Origin of the sequence: Aquicoccus sp., from assembly GCF_041686535.1 — a bacterium.
Classification (GTDB): domain Bacteria; phylum Pseudomonadota; class Alphaproteobacteria; order Rhodobacterales; family Rhodobacteraceae; genus Aquicoccus.
In genome coordinates, this window is sequence record NZ_JAWLDS010000009.1 from 43578 (window position 1) to 63133 (window position 19556).

The 19556-nt window shown below is 65.0% G+C and carries 20 protein-coding genes; 6 read left to right on the forward strand and 14 right to left on the reverse strand.

What is annotated here, in order from left to right; translation table 11 throughout:
* Window positions 1–26 precede the first annotated feature (26 nt).
* The 4 genes from fliP to fliF are packed head-to-tail and all read right to left on the reverse strand — an operon-like array spanning window position 27 to window position 3290.
* A complete protein-coding gene (gene fliP / locus ACESL9_RS03850) occupies window positions 27–767 on the reverse strand; it encodes a flagellar type III secretion system pore protein FliP (protein ID WP_372614040.1) in 741 nt (246 codons plus the stop codon).
* On the reverse strand, window positions 768–1061 hold the full coding sequence (locus ACESL9_RS03855; RefSeq protein WP_372614042.1) for a FliM/FliN family flagellar motor switch protein: 294 nt from the start codon (window positions 1059–1061) through the stop codon (window positions 768–770).
* On the reverse strand, window positions 1051–1668 hold the full coding sequence (locus ACESL9_RS03860; RefSeq protein WP_372614044.1) for an ABC transporter ATP-binding protein: 618 nt from the start codon (window positions 1666–1668) through the stop codon (window positions 1051–1053). Before ACESL9_RS03860 ends, ACESL9_RS03855 begins: the two co-directional genes overlap by 11 nt.
* Window positions 1665–3290 (reverse strand): flagellar basal-body MS-ring/collar protein FliF, encoded by a 1626-nt coding sequence (gene fliF, locus ACESL9_RS03865; RefSeq protein ID WP_372614046.1) that lies wholly within the window; start codon window positions 3288–3290, stop codon window positions 1665–1667. Before fliF ends, ACESL9_RS03860 begins: the two co-directional genes overlap by 4 nt.
* A gap of 119 nt (window positions 3291–3409) precedes the next feature.
* Between fliF and fliL the strand changes: the two genes are divergently transcribed.
* The 5 genes from fliL (at window position 3410) to ACESL9_RS03890 (ending at window position 8042) form a co-directional block, all read left to right on the forward strand.
* Window positions 3410–3916 carry a flagellar basal body-associated protein FliL gene (gene fliL, locus ACESL9_RS03870; protein ID WP_372614048.1) on the forward strand — a complete coding sequence of 169 codons (507 nt, stop codon included), beginning with the start codon at window positions 3410–3412 and terminating at the stop codon, window positions 3914–3916.
* Between the two features lie 9 nt (window positions 3917–3925).
* Entirely contained in the window at window positions 3926–4288 is a 363-nt protein-coding gene (locus ACESL9_RS03875) for a hypothetical protein (protein WP_372614050.1), read from the forward strand.
* 45 nt (window positions 4289–4333) lie between these two features.
* Window positions 4334–4909: a MotE family protein gene (locus ACESL9_RS03880; RefSeq protein ID WP_372614052.1), complete on the forward strand. Its 576-nt coding sequence runs from the start codon at window positions 4334–4336 to the stop codon at window positions 4907–4909.
* A gap of 68 nt (window positions 4910–4977) precedes the next feature.
* Window positions 4978–5844 (forward strand): flagellar motor stator protein MotA, encoded by an 867-nt coding sequence (motA, locus tag ACESL9_RS03885; protein WP_372614053.1) that lies wholly within the window; start codon window positions 4978–4980, stop codon window positions 5842–5844.
* A gap of 2 nt (window positions 5845–5846) precedes the next feature.
* Window positions 5847–8042 (forward strand): hypothetical protein, encoded by a 2196-nt coding sequence (locus ACESL9_RS03890; RefSeq protein ID WP_372614055.1) that lies wholly within the window; start codon window positions 5847–5849, stop codon window positions 8040–8042.
* A gap of 31 nt (window positions 8043–8073) precedes the next feature.
* On the opposite strand, the gene ACESL9_RS03895 is transcribed toward ACESL9_RS03890, so the two are convergent.
* The 7 genes from ACESL9_RS03895 to ACESL9_RS03925 form a co-directional block, all read right to left on the reverse strand.
* Entirely contained in the window at window positions 8074–8727 is a 654-nt protein-coding gene (locus tag ACESL9_RS03895) for an ATP-binding cassette domain-containing protein (RefSeq protein ID WP_372614057.1), read from the reverse strand.
* Window positions 8724–10472, reverse strand: coding sequence for an ABC transporter permease (locus tag ACESL9_RS03900; RefSeq protein WP_372614059.1), 1749 nt, complete (start codon window positions 10470–10472; stop codon window positions 8724–8726). The genes ACESL9_RS03895 and ACESL9_RS03900 overlap by 4 nt, the downstream gene beginning before the upstream one ends.
* The gene (locus tag ACESL9_RS03905) at window positions 10448–11638 is read right to left on the reverse strand and encodes an ABC transporter substrate-binding protein (protein ID WP_372614061.1); all 1191 of its coding nucleotides are present in this window, start codon (window positions 11636–11638) and stop codon (window positions 10448–10450) included. The genes ACESL9_RS03900 and ACESL9_RS03905 overlap by 25 nt, the downstream gene beginning before the upstream one ends.
* Window positions 11635–12285: a CDP-alcohol phosphatidyltransferase family protein gene (locus ACESL9_RS03910; RefSeq protein ID WP_372614063.1), complete on the reverse strand. Its 651-nt coding sequence runs from the start codon at window positions 12283–12285 to the stop codon at window positions 11635–11637. The genes ACESL9_RS03905 and ACESL9_RS03910 overlap by 4 nt, the downstream gene beginning before the upstream one ends.
* Window positions 12286–12583: 298 nt before the next feature.
* On the reverse strand, window positions 12584–13960 hold the full coding sequence (locus tag ACESL9_RS03915) for an amidase family protein (protein ID WP_372614065.1): 1377 nt from the start codon (window positions 13958–13960) through the stop codon (window positions 12584–12586).
* Between the two features lie 210 nt (window positions 13961–14170).
* The gene (locus ACESL9_RS03920) at window positions 14171–14815 is read right to left on the reverse strand and encodes a sugar transferase (RefSeq protein ID WP_372614089.1); all 645 of its coding nucleotides are present in this window, start codon (window positions 14813–14815) and stop codon (window positions 14171–14173) included.
* Window positions 14812–15696, reverse strand: a complete 885-nt coding sequence (locus ACESL9_RS03925; RefSeq protein WP_372614067.1) for an NAD-dependent epimerase/dehydratase family protein — start codon at window positions 15694–15696, stop codon at window positions 14812–14814. The genes ACESL9_RS03920 and ACESL9_RS03925 overlap by 4 nt, the downstream gene beginning before the upstream one ends.
* A gap of 124 nt (window positions 15697–15820) precedes the next feature.
* Between ACESL9_RS03925 and ACESL9_RS03930 the strand changes: the two genes are divergently transcribed.
* The gene (locus tag ACESL9_RS03930; RefSeq protein ID WP_372614069.1) at window positions 15821–16897 is read left to right on the forward strand and encodes a polysaccharide biosynthesis/export family protein; all 1077 of its coding nucleotides are present in this window, start codon (window positions 15821–15823) and stop codon (window positions 16895–16897) included.
* A gap of 27 nt (window positions 16898–16924) precedes the next feature.
* Here the strand turns inward: ACESL9_RS03930 and ACESL9_RS03935 are convergent, their stop codons facing one another.
* Genes ACESL9_RS03935 through ACESL9_RS03945 form a run of 3 tightly spaced genes read right to left on the reverse strand, consistent with a single transcriptional unit; the run spans window position 16925 to window position 19546 of the window.
* Complete coding sequence (locus ACESL9_RS03935; RefSeq protein WP_372614071.1) at window positions 16925–17716, reverse strand: ABC transporter permease; 792 nt, start codon at window positions 17714–17716, stop codon at window positions 16925–16927.
* Window positions 17709–18476: an ABC transporter ATP-binding protein gene (locus ACESL9_RS03940; protein WP_372614091.1), complete on the reverse strand. Its 768-nt coding sequence runs from the start codon at window positions 18474–18476 to the stop codon at window positions 17709–17711. The genes ACESL9_RS03935 and ACESL9_RS03940 overlap by 8 nt, the downstream gene beginning before the upstream one ends.
* A 53-nt stretch (window positions 18477–18529) precedes the next feature.
* Window positions 18530–19546, reverse strand: a complete 1017-nt coding sequence (locus tag ACESL9_RS03945) for an ABC transporter substrate-binding protein (RefSeq protein ID WP_372614073.1) — start codon at window positions 19544–19546, stop codon at window positions 18530–18532.
* Window positions 19547–19556 lie beyond the last annotated feature (10 nt).

The following is a 19556-nucleotide window of genomic DNA, read 5'->3' on the forward strand; positions in this document are numbered from 1 at the left end:
GCCCGACACCGGAGGGCAAGGCTCCCCTACAAATACCCGCTCACGAGGCTCGCCGATATCAGGCTCCAGCCATCGGCAAGCACGAAGAACGACAGTTTGAAGGGCAACGAGACCAGGGCGGGCGGAACCATCATCATGCCCATCGACATCAAGACCGCGGCCACGACGATGTCGATGATCAGGAAGGGCAGGAAGACGAGGAAACCGATCTGAAACGCTCGCGAGATTTCCGAGAGCAGGAAACTGGGGATCAGGATCGACATGGGCGAGTCCCGAAGTTCCTGCGTCCCGGAATAATCCGGACGCAGCGCCGCCATGGCCTCGAACGTCGAAAGATCCAGTCGCCCCGCCATGAAGTCGCGAAACGGGTCAAGCGCCCGCTCCAAACCCCTCTCGGCGCTGATTTGCTCCGAGATCATTGGTGAGATCCCGATCCGCCAGGCATCTTCGAAGACCGGCTCCATGACAAAATAGGTCAGAAAGAGGGCAAGGCTCACGATGAACATGTTCGGCGGCGATTGCTGCAACCCGATGCCCTGGCGCAGGATCGACAATACCGTGACGATCATCGGAAAACACGTCAGCATGATGGCAAGGCCGGGGGCCACGCTCAATATGGTGATCAGCGCGATGAGTTGAATGGAGGTGCCAGTGATCGACCCGTTTTCGCCAAACCCGATGGAGAGCTCCTGCGCCGTCGAAAGCGATGGCGCGAGCGCCGCGACAAGAAAGACGGCAAGGAACCCGAAGATCCGCGGGCCCCTCATCTAGAAGCTTCCGCCTTGCTTGATGATCTCGGTCAGCCGTACCCCCAGTTGCCCCGCGTCTTCCCCTTCGAGCTCTTCCAGCTCGCCCCGCGCGATCAGTCGTCCACCAACGAAAAGCTCGACCGGATCTTCGACACGGGTATCGAGTGGGAGAATGGCATTCTCGCCCAGCGCAAGAAGGTCACGGATCATCGGGCGCGCCTTGCCGACCGAGACCGTGACCTCGATCGGAATGACCGAGAACATGTCGCCTTGCGGCATTTCCTGGTTCCGCGCGTCGCTCTTATCCGGCATTCTCGATCTCCTTGGTGGCATTGTTTTCCAGTTGTTGGTAGAAACCTTCGACCGCGGTGCGGATCTCGCTCACGGCGGCATCCAGGTCGATGTGCCGCTCGATCTCGTCCAGCCGGATGTAGGCCTGTCCGGCGCCAAGGCTCTCCTCGGCCGACAGCTTGAAGGACGAGATGTTGCATCGGGCCAGCATCGCCTCCAATGCGGGCCTGTTTTCCGGGCAGACGGCGATCTCGATCTCATGCTGTGCGGCGGCTTCGGTCAGTGTCATCAGCTCGGACAACAGACGCGATCCGAATCTCGAGCTTGCGATCTCGGGCAGAAGAACCCCGACAACCTGCTCGAGAACCGGCTTGAGGGATCTCAGGATCTCGGCCTGCGCCTCGTGATAGGCAAAGGAGATCTGTTGGAGATTCTGCGCGAAATCCTGGGAAATCCGTGTCTTGTCGTCGGATTGCGATTTGATCGCGTCATCCCAACCTGCCCTGTATCCCTCTTCGAAAGCCTCGAGCTTGCTTTCCTCGAGGTCCACCTCGGTTATCGACACGACCGGGGCGGCGGCGTGGGCCGTGGTATCAAAGGATTCCAGAAGATGCGAAATGCCCATCATGCGTCCTCTTCTTTCGGTTCCAGCCAGTTTCTCAGGATTTCGACGGTTTCCTCCTTTCGCTCCTCGATCATGGTTCGCAAACGCCCGACCGGGTCTTCACCGGAGCGCTCGGCGAGCGCATCGCCCGGATCTGTCCGCGTCGAGGGCACGAGCTCCATTCTTTCGGTGTTGCGCGGTGTGTCGTCGATCTCACCTGTCAGGGCGTCCATCCTCGCCTCCTGTCGCGCGGACCCGTCCAGACCCGGCAGGGTCGGGGGCGCCGTCAGAGCCCCGGTGTCTTGCCGGGCTCCCTTCAGGATCGGTCGCAGGACGAGGAGGGCCGTAGCCAGAACCGTCAGCGCCAGAATGACGAGCTTCACAAGGGACATGACGTCAATGCCCCACGCGTCGATCAATGACGGCGCCGATCCGGTGCCGGGCGCGCCCGGGGCCTCGAACTCCATGGCCTTGATCGTGATCATGTCCCCACGTTGCTCGTCGTAACCGACCGCGGAGGCGACAAGCTCGCGCAGGTTCGCCAGTTCGGCATCCGACCTTTGCGGGTTGCCCGGCTCTGCCGCCGCGTCGGGGCCAAGCGCGCTGTTGACCAGAACCGCGACAGTCAGTCGCTTGACCGCACCCGGCTCCCTTACGATCCTGCGCTCGGTTTCCGAGATTTCGTAATTGATACGCTCGCGTGTCCTGTTCTCGTTTCTCTCGCTGTTCTGCTGGGCGTCCGCATCGCCATCGGGCAGGTTCGAGGCGACGCCGACCGCCGCCGTATCGGCGTTGGTGGACCTGTTGACGGTCTCTTCGGAGTCGGTGCTGATGACCACGCGGCTGTCCGGGTCGATCTGCTTTTGATGTATCGATTCGCTCTCGGTGATGGTCTCGATGCTGACCTCCACCACGGCGTTTCCGTGACCGACCCGCGCCTCGAGCAGGTTCTGGACCCGACCGCGCAGGATCTCCGCTCTCTGATCCGCAAGACTGGTCGCGTTCGACGAGTCCGAATCGTCGATCACCCCGCCCTGACCGTCCACGATCGCGACATTCTCGGGGGTAAGGCCGGCGACGGCCGATGCCACCAGATACTTCAGGGCCTTGGCATGGCGCGCAGGAAGGTCGCCCCCAGCCGTGATCACCGATACGGACGCGCTCGGCTCGGAGTCGTTGAACGCGGTCCGCCGAAGCGAGGTCGCGATATGGACCCGTGCACTCGAGATCATCGGGCTTGCAAGGATCGTCCTTGCAAGTTCGCCTTCCTTGGCGCGCCAATAGGCAGCATCGAACATCTGCGATGTGGTGCCAAAGCCGTTCAACCCGTCGAGAACCTCATAGCCCGTGCTGGACATGCCCGGCAGCCCCTCGCTGGCGAGGCTCATGCGCAGGGCGTCGCGTCGCGAGGTTTCAACGAAGATGCTGTCGCCGCGAATCTCATGCACTACGCCCTTGGCCTCAAGCGCCTGCATGACATCGCCCGATGCCCGGTCCTCAAGGCCGGAATAGAGCAAGCTCATGCTCGGCTTGGTGGCGATCTGGAAGATCGCGAAAAGCGTCGCGACGACGGCAAGCCCGCCGAGGACAGCGATGACCTGCTTGCGCGTATCCAGCGACAGCCACAGGTTTTTCAGGTGTTGCATATGCCTCTCCGGACCATTGGAAACGGGTCTCCCCGGACGCAGCTTGTTCCAGATCTTGATTAAGAATCGGTTAGGGGCCGCTTGCTATTGTTCCGCCATCGCAACGGTCGGAGGCTTCCATGGCGGACACGCAAGACGAAAATGACGACGCCGGTGAAGGCGGCGGAAAGAAGCGCTCGAAAACCTTTCTTTTCATAGGCCTGACCATCGGGATCATCGGCGCCGCCGGCGGCTTCTACGCGGCCTATTCGGGATATATCCCGACGGGTTCAAACCCTGACATCGGGCGATTCGAGGCGCGGGAAAGCGATGCCGACGACATGCCGGATGTTCGTTTCGTGCCGATCGAGCCGATCGTCGTTCAACTTCGGACGGACGGGGAAAACAGGCACCTTCGCTTTCGCGCGCAACTCGAGGTTCCATCCGAATTCCAGGGCGACGTGACCAGGTTTCTGCCGCGCGTTGCGGATGTCATTAACGGATATTTGCGAGCCCTGGACTATACCGACATAGCGGATTCCGCCGCGCTTGTTCGAATTCGCGGGCAGATCCTGCGACGGATCAAGGCGGTCATCGGAGAGGGCAAGGTCAACGATCTTCTGATCATGGAATTCGCGGTAATCTAGGGGGCTTCAATGCAATTCGTTGCGGATATTCTATTGGTTGCAGGTGCGTTGGGGGCCGGGATCTACTGCTTCGTCATCGCAAGGCGTCTCGCGCGGTTCAACGATCTGGAATCCGGGGTCGGACGGGCCGTGGCGCTGCTCTCGATGCAGGTCGATGATCTCACCTCGACATTGAGCGAGGTCAGGGATGCCGCCTCCACCACCACCGAATCGATCTCGGGCCTGACCGACCGGGCCGAGCTGGCCGCCAAGAGGCTGGAACTGCTGCTCGCGTCGATGCACGACATCACCGAGGCGCCGGAAGAGACCGGGTCATCGCCGCCCGACGGGTCCGAGCCGGTGTTCCTGAGACACGCAGGCGGGAAGGACTGACGCATGGTTGCCATTGCCAAGCGATCGGCAAGTTCCGGACGCCGCATGCGCCCGGTCGGACGGGCCCTATTTCTTGTCGCCTTCTTCCTGATGGCCTCCGGTTTGCTGCGCCTGGGAACCAATGTGGGCGGCGTCCTTGCCGATCAGACCGCAGGACAGCCCGAGGCCGAGGAACCCAACGGCAAGGACAAGGACTCGGCCGCAATGCAGGAGTCCGAGGTAAGCGCCGTCCTCGAGGCCCTGACGAAGCGGGAAAACCGCCTTGAGCAGAGAGAAGCACAACTGGAACAAAGGTTGCAGGATCTCGCTGCGGCAGAAGCCCAGATCGAACACCGGCTGAGCGAGTTGAAAGCCGCGGAAACCGAGCTGAAACGCACGATCGACATCGCCGACGGTGCCTCCGAACGCGATCTGGAAACGCTCACTGCGGTCTATGAAAACATGAAGTCCAAGGACGCGTCCCTCGTATTCGAGCAGATGGACCCGGACTTTTCCGCCGGGTTCCTGGCCCGGATGAAGCCCGAGGCGGCGGCCGGGATCATGGCGGGTCTGAGCGCCGAGCGCGCCTATTCCATCAGCGCGATACTCGCCGGGCGAAGTGCGCTCGGCCCGAAGAATTGAGCGGCAGGGGAGTGGTCATGCAAGCACATGCGTCCTTTCGGTCGGTTGCAGCAACGGGGATATGAGGGATGAACGGAATTATCGGTATCGGGGTGGTTCTTTCGATGGTTTTCGGGGGCTACCTGCTCGCGGGCGGAAACATTGGCATCATCATGAAGGCGTTGCCATTCGAGCTGATGATGATCGGTGGCGCCGCGATCGGTGCCTTTCTGATTTCCAATGACCTGCATGCGGTGAAGAAGACGCTCAAGGATATAAGAAAGGTCTTCAAGGGACCGAACTGGAAACCGGAGGATTACCGCGATCTGATCTGTCTGCTTTACGAGTTGATCAGGCTGGCCCGAACCAGCCCGGTCGCGATCGAAGAACACGTGGAAGATCCCGGAAACAGCGCGATTTTCCAAAGGTATCCCAAGATCGTCACCGACAGGGAGGCGGTCGAACTGATCGCCGACACATTGCGCTCCGCATCCATGAACTATGATGATCCCCACCAGGTCGAAGAGGTTCTGGACAAGCGAATGGAGGCGAACCTGCATCATTCCCTGCATTCCAGCCACGCGCTTCAGAACATGGCGGACGGGTTGCCCGCGCTCGGCATTGTCGCCGCGGTCCTGGGCGTCATCAAGACCATGGGTTCGATCGACCAACCGCCCGAGATCCTGGGCAAGATGATCGGCGGTGCCCTCGTCGGGACTTTCCTCGGCGTCTTTCTTTCCTACGGCTTCGTCGGCCCGTTCTCGGCAAAGGTCCGGAACGTGGTCGAGGAGGATGAACATTTCTATCACCTGATCCGCGAAATCCTGATCGCGAACCTTCACAACCATTCGGCCAATATCTGCATCGAGGTGGGGCGTCAGAACATTCCCATCAACCGCCGCCCGAGCTTTTCGGAGCTTGAGAAATCGCTCAAGGACCTGCGCAAGGAAGCCTGACAATGCCGACAGTCTGTCGAAAGTGGTTGTTCCTGGCCCTGCTGATGGCCTTTCAGCTGGCCGCCCACGGCGTGGCGGCCGAAACGATCCGGGTGCGCGGGGGCGAGCATGAGGGGTTCACCCGGCTGGCGCTCGATCTGCCCCGCAGTCTTGCATGGCGGTTGGTCGAGCATGAAACCCGTTTCGACCTCGTGTTCGAGGCGCCTGACCTGACCTTCGATTTGTCTGCCGCCCGGTCCCGGCTGAATTCGGATCGCCTCGGAGCGGTCGAACAGGGGCAACGGGACGGCGTTCTGCGGGTCGGCCTGAATTGCGATTGCGCGGTCAATGCCTTTCTCTTCGGCGGCACAATGCTGGTCGTCGACGTGAGCGAACGCCGATCCGCAAGCCCCGATGTTGCAGGTGAACGAGAGCGAGCCGATTTTCTCACGACCTTCTGGATCGACAACGCCGTCCTGCGCGCGAACCATGCGACGAAACCGGCCATGGCGCCGCCTGCTGACCCGCCGCAGGAGGCCGGGGACGACAAGAAACCGAAGAGTGCTCCGCGGCGCCGGATACCGCAGGTCGCTTCTGCAAGCCCGACGATCATGCCGCACGCGACCGCGGAACAGCCCGATACCGACGCGAAGGAGCAGGACGCGTTGCATGACCTTGTGACCACGGCCCTGCAAGACGCGGACGGCGAGGGGTTGCAAGGCGTTAATCTCGCCATTCGCAACGGCGCCGACCAGCCCGAACCACGCGACCGGCTCGCCGCAATGGCGGCAACGAGGGATGAAACCTGTCTCGTCGAAAAGGACCTGGATATCGCGGATTGGGCACCCGAGGGGCATTTCCCGAGCGCCATCGGCAGGCTCAGATCCGAGCTTTACGGAGAATTCGATCGGTCGAGGCGGGAGATCGCCCTTGAGTTGGCAAAGGTCTACATCTTCTTCGGCTTCGGGGCCGAGGCCATGCTTGTCCTTGAGGAGTTCGTCAATGATGCCGGGCATCTCGTGGCCATCGCGTCGCTGATCGAGAGCGGCACGGTCCCCGGGCAGAACATGTTCGCCGATGCGCTGTCATGCGACAACGAAGCCGCGCTCTGGTCGATGCTGAGCCACGAGGCGGGCGCGATCGGAACGGGAGTCGACCCGTCGGCCGTGCTGACCGCCTTTGACCGGCTGCCGTCCACCTTGCGCACGCATCTTGCCGGGGACCTGAGCGAGCGGTTTCGGTCGCTCGACATGCCGCAGGACGCGAAAGAGGTGCTCAGGCTCGCGGCGCGCAGCGGCGCGGCGGCGGATCCGAACGCGAAACTGGCCAGCGCCCTGATCCGCGACGACGAGAACCGGGCCGGCGACGCGTATGAAACACTGACGGAATTGACCGAACAGAACCACGAAACCTCGCCGAGGGCCATGATCGAACTGATCTCGCGAAAGATGCGCGAGGACGGATCGATCGATTATGACACCGCACAAATGGCACGCATCCTTCAAAAGGAGTATTCCAAGAGCGAACTCTCCGCCGAGCTTCGTTTCTCCACGGTTGTCGCGCTGACCCTTTCGGATGCATTTTCCGAATCCCTCGATGCGCTGGCGAGGCTCCGGGCCGATGTCGATGGCGACGCCTTTCGCCAGGTCCAGGACTTCCTCCATGATCGCATGGCGCGCAAGGCATCCGACCCTGTGTTCCTGTCGGCCGCTCTCGCCCTGACACCCGATACCCTGAACGAGCTTGTCCCCGAGACAGTTTTCGGCATCGCGGACCGGCTTGTCGCGCTCGGCTTTCCCGATTCGGCCCTCGATCTTCTGGGGCCGGCGTTTCGCGGGCACGACATGCAGGCGGCCAGGCTCCTGCGGGCCAGGGCGCAAATCGACCTCGGGAATCCCGACATGGCCACAGCCGAACTGTCCGGGCTCGAAGGTGCGCACGCCGACAGGCTGCGCGCGCGGCTAAGCGAATCGAGACGGGATTTCGAGCAGGCCCTGGCCCTCTACCGGGGTCTGGGCGACGGCGACAAGGTCGAGGCGCTGGAAGAGTTGCTGGCAGGGCCGCCTGCAAACCCGGAAATCGGGCAACCATCCGGCATTGACGCGACCGGACCTTCAAACGATCCGGCACCCCTGGACTCCTCGCGAAGGCGCGTGGATGCAAGCGCCGATACCCGTCGCGAGATCGAGACGCTCCTGGCCGCGCCGCCGCCGGAATAGGCGTCGACAACAGGCCGTCCCCGGCCCGTCGTCACCCGCTGGCGCCTTCCGTCACCAGGCTCAGGACCTGCCCCCCCGCGGCCTCGGCATCGGCCGGGTCATGCGTGACCATGAGCGCCGGAATAGCCCGGTCGCGGATATGCGCAAAGGTGAACCCCCGCACCGCGGCCCGCCGCGCCGCGTCGAGCCTCGAAAAGGGCTCGTCAAGCAAAAGCGCCTGCGGGTCAGCGAGTAGCGTGCGCATCAGCGCCGCCCGCGCCCGCTGGCCGCCCGAAAGCGTCGCCGGGTCGCGCTCGTAAAGCCCGCCCAGGCCGGCCTGTTCCAGTGCCGCCTCGACTGCCGCGCGCCGCGCCAACCGCCCGCCTATCTCGCGGGCGAGGCCAAAGGCCAGGTTGTCGCCCACCGACAGGTGCGGAAACAGCGCCGCATCCTGGAACATCAGCCCGATGCGCCGCGCCTCGGGTGGCAGTTGCGTAACCTCCCGCCCATCGAGCCGGACCGAACCCGTCATCGTGAACCCCGCCGCCAGGTGCCCGCCGATCGCGTCGAGCAGGGTCGACTTGCCGATCCCCGATGGCCCCATCACCGTGGCCACCTCGCCGCTCTCGATGCGCAGGTCGAGCGGTGCGAAAAGCGATGGCTCTTGCCGGTAACGCACCGAAAGCCCCTTGATCTCCAGCGTCATGTGCCCGGTCCCCAACCCTGCAACGCGCGCCGGTTGCGATGCGCCAGCGCCGGAATGAGGAACGCCGCCGCGTAGGCCGCAAAGGGCAGCCCCGCCTGTAGCGTCGCGTAAACCCCCGTCACACGCCTGTCCGAAGACGACGACAGCGTCACCGCCTCGGTCGTCAGGGTCGCGATTCGCCCCGCCCCCATGAAGAGCGTCGGCAGGTATTGCGCCACCGACACCGCCACCCCGATCGCCGCCGCGGTCAGGATCGGCGTGAGCAGCACCGGCAGTTTCACCGCCCAGAGCCTGCGCCACGGCCCGGCACCCAGCGCCGCCGCCGCCCGTGGCAACCCGGGGTCAAGCGCCCGCCACGGGTCCGACAACGCGATCATGACATAGGGAAACACGAACAGCGCCTGCGCCCAGATCACCGCCGCCATGCCGCCCGAAATACCGATCCGCAGGAAAAGCACGTTGAGCCCGTAGAGAAAGGCGATCTGAGGCACCAGCAGCGGCAGGTAAATGAGCGCCTCGGCCCAGCGCGCGCGTCGCATCCGCGCCCGGTCCTCGCCTTCGAGCCAGGCCACCGCCAGCGCCAGCGCAAGCCCCGTGGTCGCAAAGGCCAAGAGCACCGTATGCCACAGCGCCCACCCCCAGCCCGCGCCGGGGCGCATCCATGCCCCGGACGACCAGCTCTCGGGCAGCATCCCGGGCCAAGGCCAGCGCCAGGCCAGCGACCAGACCACCAGCGCGAGCATGCCCAGCGCGCCCGCCATCATCACCGTCGCCGTCACCCCGGTGGCGAGCATCAATCCCGGTTCGGCCGAAAGCCCCCGCCCGCCACGCCTCAGCCACCACAGCCCGACGCGCTTCACCCCCCGCTCGACCAGCAGCATAAGGCCGAAGGACAGCGCCACCAGCACCCCCTGAAGCACCGCCCCCGCCGAGGCGGGCAACAGCATCGCCGTATCGGGCGCCGAGAACAGCCGGAGCAGCATCACCGCGAGCGTCGGCGGGTTCGACGGGCCGAGGATCAGCGCCATGTCGACCACCGACAGCGAATAGGCCAGCACCACCATCACCGGCAGCCGCACCAGCGGCCAGACCTGCGGCAGGATCACCTTGACCCACACGATCCCGCGCCCATAGCCCAGCGCCCGCCCCACCGCGATATGCCGCGCCACCGCGATCTGGCTCAGCGCCGAAAGCATCACCAGCATGAGGAACGGCACCTCCTTGACCAGAAGCCCGAGAATGAGCGCCCCGCCCCAGGGATCGTTCACCGTGATCAGCATCGGCGGCCGGTCCCACCCGACAAGCGGCGCCAGCGACCGCGCGATCCATCCCGAGGGCGACAGCAGAAAGGCAAGACCGATGGCCACCGCGGCATGGGGCGCGGCCAGGAACGGGGTCAGCATCCGCCCGCCCGTGCGGGTGCTCATCCGGCCATGCACCGCCGCGCATGTCCCCGCCGCCAGGATCAGCGACAACACCGTCGCCCCCAGCCCGGTCAGCAGCGTGAGTTTCAGGCTCGTGCCCAGACCGGGCAGTTCGGCGAGCATCCGCCACGGCTCAAGCGACAGGTGATTGGCGCCGATGGCCGGCAGGATGCCAAAGCCCGCCCGCGCCGTCTCCCAAAGCCCGGCGATGATCGGCAGGATCACCCCGCCCGCCACCGCCAGCAACACGGCAAGCCGCAGCGCCCGGCCCGGCGACGTGGAGGACGCGGTTCCGTTCACCGCGTGTAACGCCGCGCCCATTCCTCGGTCAGCCGCGTCATCCAGCTGGCATGCGGCTCGGGCAGCGTCGGGCCGAGATCGTCGAGCCCGGGCAGCGCCGGGGCACTGGGCAGCGCCTCGAACCGGGCCTGCGCGGCCTCGTCGAGCCGATCCGGATCGAGCACCGAGAACGAGCCCAGAACCTCGATATTCTGCATCCGCGCCTGCACCTCGGGGTCCAGAAGCAGGTTCGCCACCACCATCGCACCCGCGGCATGGGCGGCGTTATAGGGGATCGCCACGAAACTCACGTTGCCGATCGTGCCGCCCTCGGGCACGAAAACCCGCGCGCTCTCGGGCAAAAGCCCCTGCGCGATGGCGGCTGCGGTCGAGGCCGGATCGAAGGACATCGAGATGTCGATCACCCCGTCATTCATCAACTGCTGTTGCACCGACTCGTTCTCGGGAAGGGCCTCGCCCCGCCGCCACATGTTCGGACGCAGCGCGTCATACCACTCCCAAAGCGGTGCCGCCTGCGCGGCAAAACTCTCATCCGTCACCGGCTCGAGCAGCACCTCAGGGTCCGGCGCCAGCTCGATCAGCGCCTGCTTGAGAAAGCTCGCCCCCATGAAATTCGCCGGATCGGGGTGGGTGAACCGCCCCGGATTCGCCTCGGCCCAGACCACGAAATCGCGCATCGTTTCGGGCGGCGCCTCGACCCGCGCGCTGTCGTAACTGAACACGAATTTCGCCAGCCGCCACGGGCTTTCCATCCCCTCCACCGGCACGGTGAAATCAAGCGCGGCCGGCGCGCCCGGCGACAGATCGACAAACCGCGCATTGGGCAGCCGCTCCGCGAAGGGGCCATAGAGCAGATCCTGCTCCTTCATGGCCAGGAAATTCGGCCCGTTGATCCAGATGAGATCGACCGCCCCGCCGCTGTCCCTGCCCGCCGCGCGCTCGGAAATCACCCGTGTCACCGCCTCGGCGGTATCGCTCAGCCGGACATGGTTGATGCTGACCCCGTGGCGCCGTTCGGCCTCGCGGCCTACCCAGTCGATGAAGGCATTGGTCCGCTCGTCGCCGCCCCATGCGTTCCAGTAAACGGTCTGGCCCCGCGCCGCGTCCAGCACCTCCTGCCAGTCATCGGCCAACGCGGGCCGGGCGAAAAGCGCGGCGATCACGGAAAGGATCAGGGCAAATCTCATGGTGACTCCTCTGGTCGGTCTCGAACGGATGTCGTGCCGGCGCCGCCCAGCGCGACCCAGCCCTGACGCCACCGCGTCAGCGTGGTCAGCGCGCAGGCCGCGGCGAAGATATAGGCGAGCACCGGGAAATGCACCGGAAAAAGGCACATCAGGATGAAAAGCGCGACGGTCTCGAACCCCTCGGTCAACCCGCCGAGGTAATAGATCCCCTTGGTCGGATAGGCCGGGGCCGCGCGGCCCTCCCTGGCGATCACCGCCGCGAAGGCCAGGAACGACGACCCCGTGCCCACGAACGCCGCGATGAGCACCGCCGCCGGCAGGGCATTGGCATCCGGCGCGGCCAGCGCAAACCCCAGCGGCACCAGCGCGTAAAAGACGAAATCCAGCGCGATATCGAGAAACGCGCCCCGATCCGACGGCCCCGTGATCCGCGCCACCGCCCCGTCAAGCCCGTCCATCAAGCGGTTGAGCAGGATCGCGACAAGCGCCGCGCCAAAAAACCCCAGCGCCAGCAACGGCAGCGCCAGAATCCCGATCCCGAAACCGGAGAGCGTGATCGCATCGGGCGATACGCCAAGTCGCGACAGCACCCGCGCGGGCGGATGCAGCAAACGGCGCTGCATCGGCAGGATCACCGCGTCGATCATCTCCGCCCCCGGCTCGCATCGCTGTTGCGCAAATCTCTCACCCTGTTTCCCTGGAACAAGGCACATGGCCTTCTTGCGCGCACCCTAGGGTGCGTGGCGGGGACGGTCCATTCACAAATCCCTGTCGTCAACGTGAGCTATGTTGCAACAAGGCCAAGCCTGCGACCCGCCTTTGATCGCCGCGCCTGCCTCATTGTCGGAAGATGAGTATTTCTGGCAAGATGAAGGAACAGGACGCGCTTCGTCTCTTTCTTGGTAAAAATACTCAAGATCCCTGCATCGAGGCGCGGGCCACCCCTCAGACCACGGGCACCACCCCGCCGATCACCTCGCCCGCATCCAGCAGCAGGTCTTCACGCCACGCATTGGAGATGAGCTGCACCCCGACCGGCAGGCCGCCCGCGTCGCCGGTCGTGACCGTCAGGCCCGGCAGGGCCAGGAACGGCAGGGCGATCTGGCTCATCTGGGCCTCGGCAATCGCCTCGAAATCGGCCTGGCTCTGCACGTCGCGCAGATCCTCGAAAGGCAACGCGCCCGAGACCGGGCAGAGCATCACAGGGTAGTCGCTGAGAAACGCGCGCCATGCCCGGATCAGCCGCGCGCGCGATTGCAGCACGTCCATCACCCGCGCGAGGTCGGCCGGCGGTGTCATCGCCTCGAGGAACCCATAGACCGCGATCGCGTCCGGGTCGCCCTCCTTGCGCACCGCCTCGGCGGCGCCGCGGCGCATTTCCGACAGCCACATGACGAGTTGCAGCTCCATCGCCTCGCGCATCGGCGGCGGCGAAACCTCGTCCACCCGCCATCCCGCCGCGCGGAAAGTCTCGGCGGCACGGTGCAGCGCCTCCTCGATCTCGGGCGCCACCGGCATCCCGTCATGGGTCACGCAAAGCGCCATCCGCCTTGGCACGTCCGGCCCGCGCAGCGGCATCGGGCTGTACCACGGATCGCGCAGATCGGGCGCGGCCATCGCCGCCAGCGCCAGCCGCAGATCGGGGATCGAGCGCGCCAGCGGCCCCGACACCGCCATGAGCTGCGCCCCGATATGCCGATCCGGCCCGCTGTCGTTATGCGCCGGCACCCGCCCATGCGACGGGCGCAGCCCGTGAATACCGCAGGCATAGGCCGGGTAGCGCACCGACCCGGCGATATCCGTGCCATGCCCGACCGCGCACATCCCCGAAACGACCGCCGCGGCCGCCCCCCCGGACGAGCCGCCCGGCGTGCGTCCCGGCGCGCGCGGATTGGTGGTATGACCATGCAGCGAGTTACGGGTGAACCAGCGCAGCGAAAAGGCCGGCGTGTTGGTGCGCCCCACGATCACCGCGCCCGCCTTGCGCAGGTTCGACACCACCGGGCTGTCGGTCTCGGCGACGAGATGCTCCTGAAGCCTGAGCCCGTTTGTGGTGGCATGGCCCTTCTGATCGACATTGACCTTGATCGTCACCGGCACCCCGGCCAGCGGCCCGGGGTCCTGCCCCGCCGCCAGGGCGCTATCGACCGCATCCGCCGCCGCCCGGGCCTCGCCGTCACAGCGCGCCACGATGGCGTTGCAGCCCGGGTTGGCCGTTTCGATCCGGTCGAGCACCGCCTCGGTCAGATCGCGTGCGCGGATGTCACCGCCCCTGACCCGCGCCGTCATCTCGCTTGCCGTCAATGACCAGAGTTCCGCCATGCCCCGTCCCCTTCCACTTTCCCGGATGTGTCGCGCCAGATTGTCACGCGCCGCGCGCCGGGGGCAAGCCCCGGGGCGTTCTGCCCTTGCGTCGGTGTTGCGCGGGTCGGCGCTTCGCCGTTCGCCCGGTTAACCCCGCGCCGCCGCCCGTCCCCGGCAGCCGGGTGGCAGCCGCGCGACAGCCGGATGTCACCCCCGATTCGGGGAGGGTTAACCATCGGCAGATGGCTGCCGCCGCCGCGCTGCCCGCAACGGCAGCCGGTGAAACACCGTCGCCACCATCAGCCGCAGGTCATAGCAGACATTGTGGTTGCGGGCATAGATCAGGTCGAGCCGCGCCTTGGTCGGAACGCAGCGGCGGGTATAGACCGCCTCGGTCTCCTCGGGGGTTCTGCACCGGGCCAGAAGCCGCTCCTCGGTGCGGTGATAGGCCAGCGTGGCCAGCCCCGTCACACCGGGGCGCGACTTGAGGACCTCGGCATATAGGGCCGGGAACCGCTCGACATAGCGGCGCAGCGGGGGGCGTGGCCCCACGAAGCTGATGTCACCGCGCAAGATATTGAAAAGCTGTGGGATTTCATCCAGGCGCGTGCGCCGGAGGAACCGTCCGGTCGGGGTAATCCGGTCCGCCTTGTCGCCGCCCGAGACACCGCTGTCATTCTGTGCAATCGTCATGGTGCGGAATTTCCACAGCATGAAAGGCTGTCCCGGGGCTTTCATCCGTTCCGCGACATAAAACACCGGGCGTCCCTCACGGATCAGGATCCACAGTGAAATCCCGGCGACAAGCGGCACCAGGGGAAACGCCAGTACCAACGCCAGCACGAGATCGAATGCCCGCTTGGCCGGTGTCACGCCACGCTCTCCCCATCTTGCCATCCGCGCACCAGCGACACGACGCTTTCTTCGGGCAAGGCGGTCAATCGCGCCAACCTGCCGGTGTCGAGCCACACCATCGGCGCCGCCCCGTCCGGCGCTGCGCGCCAGTTCACGTCACACCCCGCTGCGCGCGCGATCGCTTCCATTGCAAGCGGCGGCTGGGTTGCGACATTCACCGTGAGAGGCATGGGCGGGATCGCACAATTCAGAAGGGTTTCAATGGCTTGCGCCAACGCGCGCAGCGAGACATAGCTGCGCCACGGCCCTTCTCCACTGTCGAACCGGTCAAGCGTGACCGCGCCCTTGCCACGCCGGATCGCGGCGAAAAGACTGTCTGCGCCGGCAACATTGCCGATCCGCATGACAACGGCCCGGGGGCCATCCGGATGGGCCGCGCACCAGTTTGCAATGGCCTCCTCCATGTCGAGCTTGGCCCGGCCATAGGGGTTGATGTCGCCGCCCGCCGCATCCTCTTTCAACGGATCGGGCCCCGGCAGATAGACCGCGGCCGACGAACAATGCAGCACCCGCTCCGCCCCGAGCGTCGCGGCCAGTTCCATCGCCTCGATCGCCAGCGCGGCGTTTTCGGACAGATCACGCGTGGCCGTGCCGCCCGCTTGCGGCGTCACGCCCCAAAGGGCCAGAACCGCGCCGATCGGCGACAACGAACCTGGCGCGGCGTGTCCCGGTTGCCACTCGACTCCGTTCGCGGGCGGATCTCGCCTGTATTGCCAGCTTGCTTGCCAGTCATCCGGCCCGCGCGCCTGCCAGTGCCGCGCCAACATTCGCCCCAGTTTGCCGCTCGCGCCCAGAACCAGAAGTCCGCGTTGTCGTGTCGTCACGGTCACGTTTCCCATTCACTGCACATGGCGGTTTTAATCATTGTCTATCCCAGCATATAGAATGTATGACAGATGCAACACCTACCAATGGCACCCGGGGGGTTCTTTGCGTATCTCGTCAAAGCTCGTTGTTCTCTTCATGGCTCTGTTCGTCCTGGCCGGCTGTGCCATGCCACGTGGCGCTGCGATGGTCTCGGAAGTTCTCAACGAAAAGGACAAGCAAAAGCCCAGCTTCCAGGTGGTCGAGGTCACGCGGGACGAACTCCCCGAACTCGCAACCTGGCCCGAGACCGGTTGGAGCGGGCATTACAGGTGGTTGCCAGCCGAACGCGGACCGGACGCGCCGGTCATCCGCAACGGCGACCAGGTTGCCCTGATCATCTGGGACAGCCAGGAAAACTCGCTTCTGACGACAGAAGCCGAGAAATCGGTGAACATGGCCAATCTCGTCGTGTCGCCCAACGGCTCGATCTTCGTACCCTATCTGGGTGACGTGGTCGTCACGGGGATGACACCCTATGCTGCGCGCAAGGAAATCCAGGACCGTTTGCGCCCCATCGCCAGTGATGCACAGGTGCAGATCGCGCATACCTCAGGACAGGAAAACTCGGTCGATCTGGTCGGTGGCGTGGCCCGTCCGGGAACCTACCCTCTTGCCAGTCGCGATGTGAGCATCCTGAGCCTCATCGCAGAAGGCGGCGGCATTTCCGACGCGCTGCGCAATCCGCTGGTCCGCCTGATCCGGGGCGGGCAAACCTATGAAATCCGGGCCGAGAGCCTGTTTTCCGATGCGTCCAATAACGCCCTCGTGCGCGGCAACGACAAGGTGATTGTCGAAGAGGACAAACGCTATTTCACCGCGCTCGGCGCCACCGGGAGCGAGCAACTGGTCTATTTCGAAAAGGAAAAGATCACCGCTCTCGAAGCGATGTCGATCATCGGCGGACTCTCGGACAGCCGCGCCAATCCCAAGGGCGTTCTCGTGCTGCGCGACTATGACGACGACCAACTGCGCCCCGAAGGCCCGACCAAGGCGCAGGTCGTGTTCACCTTCGATCTGACGAGTGCCGACGGGCTCTTCGCCGCGCGCAAGTTTCAGGTGAACCCGATGGATACGGTTCTGGCCACCGAATCGCCGGTGACCACGGTGCGCACGGTCACCAGCCTTCTTGGGTCGCTCGTCGGTCTGACCACGACGATCGGCAACAACAGCTGATCCTGTCATGTGGAGCGCTGCGCGGGGTCATCCCCGCCAGTGCAACAGCCGCCTTTCGATCATCGTGATCGCGCTGGACACCAGCACGCCCAGAACAGACAGGATCACCACCCCGGCGAAAAGCCGTTCGAGATCGTAGAGCGATCCGGCTTCGAGGATATAGGCGCCGATGCCGTATTCCGCGCCCAGCATCTCGGCAGCGACCAGCAGGATGATGGCGATGGCAAGGCTGATCCGCAACCCCGACAGGATGCCGGGCATCGCACCCGGCAGGACGATCTTGCGCACGATCGACCACCAGGTCAGGCCGAAACTCTGCCCCATTCGGATGAGCGTCCGGTCAACATTGTCGACCGCGCCATAGGTCGCCACCACCGTGGGCGTGAAGGTGCCAAAGGCGATGAGCGCGTATTTCGACCCCTCGTCGATCCCGAACCAGATCACGAAGAGCGGCAGAAGCGCGATCTTCGGAATCGGGAACAATGCGGCCACCACCGGCACAAGCCCGGCCCGGACATAGGAAAACAGCCCGATCAGCACCCCCACGGACACCCCGACCGACACCCCCAGCGCGGCGCCCACCGCCAGCCGCGACAGCGACGGTGAAAGATGCTTGGCCAGCAACCCCGACTGCCAAAGCTCCGCGAACGTGGCCAACACGTCCGATGGACGCGGCAATGTGAGGTTGGAAATCCACCCTGTCCGCGTGCCCCATTCGGCAATCGCAATCAGCAGGACAAACACGATGAAGCCAACCCAGCGGCGCACTTGCGGACGGAACCCCCCGCCCCGAAACGGAACCGGTCGGATCTCAGGCATCGGCCAGCTCCGCATCCGCCGCCCGCGCCTCGTCGCGCATCAATTCCCAAAGGTGCTGCTGCTTGGCGGCCAGTACCGGGTCCGCCATGTCACGTGCCTCCAGCGGGGCGGCGATCTCGACCATCTCGCGGATCGCACCCGGGCGGCGCGACAGCACCACGATGGCATGCCCCAGCCGCACCGCCTCGGCCAGGTTGTGTGTCACATAGACGGAGGTAAAGGGTGCGCGCGTCCAGAGCCCGATCAGGTCATCCATCAGCAATTCGCGGGTCTGGGCATCCAGCGCCGACAACGGCTCGTCCAGCAACATCACCGCCGGATTGACGGCCAGCGCCCGTGCAATCGCCACCCGCTGCTTCATGCCGCCCGACAACTGCCGCGGCAGGGCACCCGCGAAATCCGACAGCCCGGTGCGGGCCAGGACATCGACCACGATCGCCTGCCTTTTCTGTCGTCCCAGCCGGTGGTCTTCAAGCGCCAGCGCGATATTGCCCTCGACCGAACGCCACGGCAACAATGCAAAATCCTGGAATACGTAGGTGAGCGGATTGAGGCATCCCGCGGGCGGCGATCCGACCTGCAATATCTCTCCCGCGTCGGGCTGTTCCAGCCCGCCCATCATCCGCAGCAGCGTGGACTTGCCACAACCCGACGGGCCGACAATGCAGACGATCCGCCCTTCGGGAATGGTCAGGGTGATGTCGCGCAGCACCTCGGTGCCACCATAGGCGTGGCTCACGTTCTTCAACCGCAATTCCATGGAAATTCCGCCGGTTTGGCGCGGCCCCATGACGGGGGCCGCCCTGGTTGTTTTCAGCCTGTTGTCTCGACATAGGACGCATCGACCAACTGGTCCATGCTCACATCACCAACCAGGCCCTCGGACTTGAACCAGTCAAGCTGATCCTTCACCGACGCCGTGTTGAGCGCCGCGCCGGGGTTGAGCCGCATCGTGCCGTTGATGATCGACGGCGCCGCCTTGTCCAGCGGCCGGTCCGTATAGACATAGTTGTGGATGAGCGCGACCATCTCGTTCACGCCGTCCTCGCCACCGGCCTTGTCGATCATGGCGCTGTTGTAATCGTCTACCCCTTTCGAGAACCCGGCGAGGAAGGCGCGGGTCATCTCGCCCTCGTCCTGCGCGTTCGCGGTCGAGGTAAAGACCGTCGTGACCTGGTAATCGGGGATGTAATCCGAGACGTCGCCGATGATATGCACCGCGCCCGACCCGGCCAGCGGCTTGGCAATATGCGGCACGATCGTCCAGGCGTCGATATCCCCGGTTTTAAGCGCCCCGATGACCGCGCCCACCTTCTGCAACGGCTTGAAACTCATCGCGGCGCCCTCGGCCGCGGCGATCTTGGAGCCCATGTAGTGAAACGACGATCCTGCCGTGGTCATGCCGAACGACTTGCCATCGAGCTGCGCGGGGCTGGTCAGTCCGGCCTGGTAAGCCGCGTCCGACGCCAGGATCTTCTGCCCGTCGATGCCCGGCTCTTCCGAAAGGCCGCCACCGATCACCTTGATCGCGCCCTTGTCGGCCAGCGAGATCAGGCCGCCGGAAATCGCCGTGACGGCATAGTCGACATCGCCGCTGGCAATCGCCACGGCCATCGGCTGCGCGGCCTGAAAGAACTTGAGCTCCACATCCAGCCCGGCCTCGGCGAAATAGCCGCGTTCCACGCCGATAAAGCTCGCCGAATGCGAGGTAAAGCGCAGCGCGCCGACGGTGATCTTGCGATTCTGTGCGATCGCGGGCGTGGCCAGCGTGCCGCTGGCGGCCGCGGCCCCCAAAAGGCCCAGCGCGTGGCGGCGGTTCATCGTGGTCATGATATCTCCC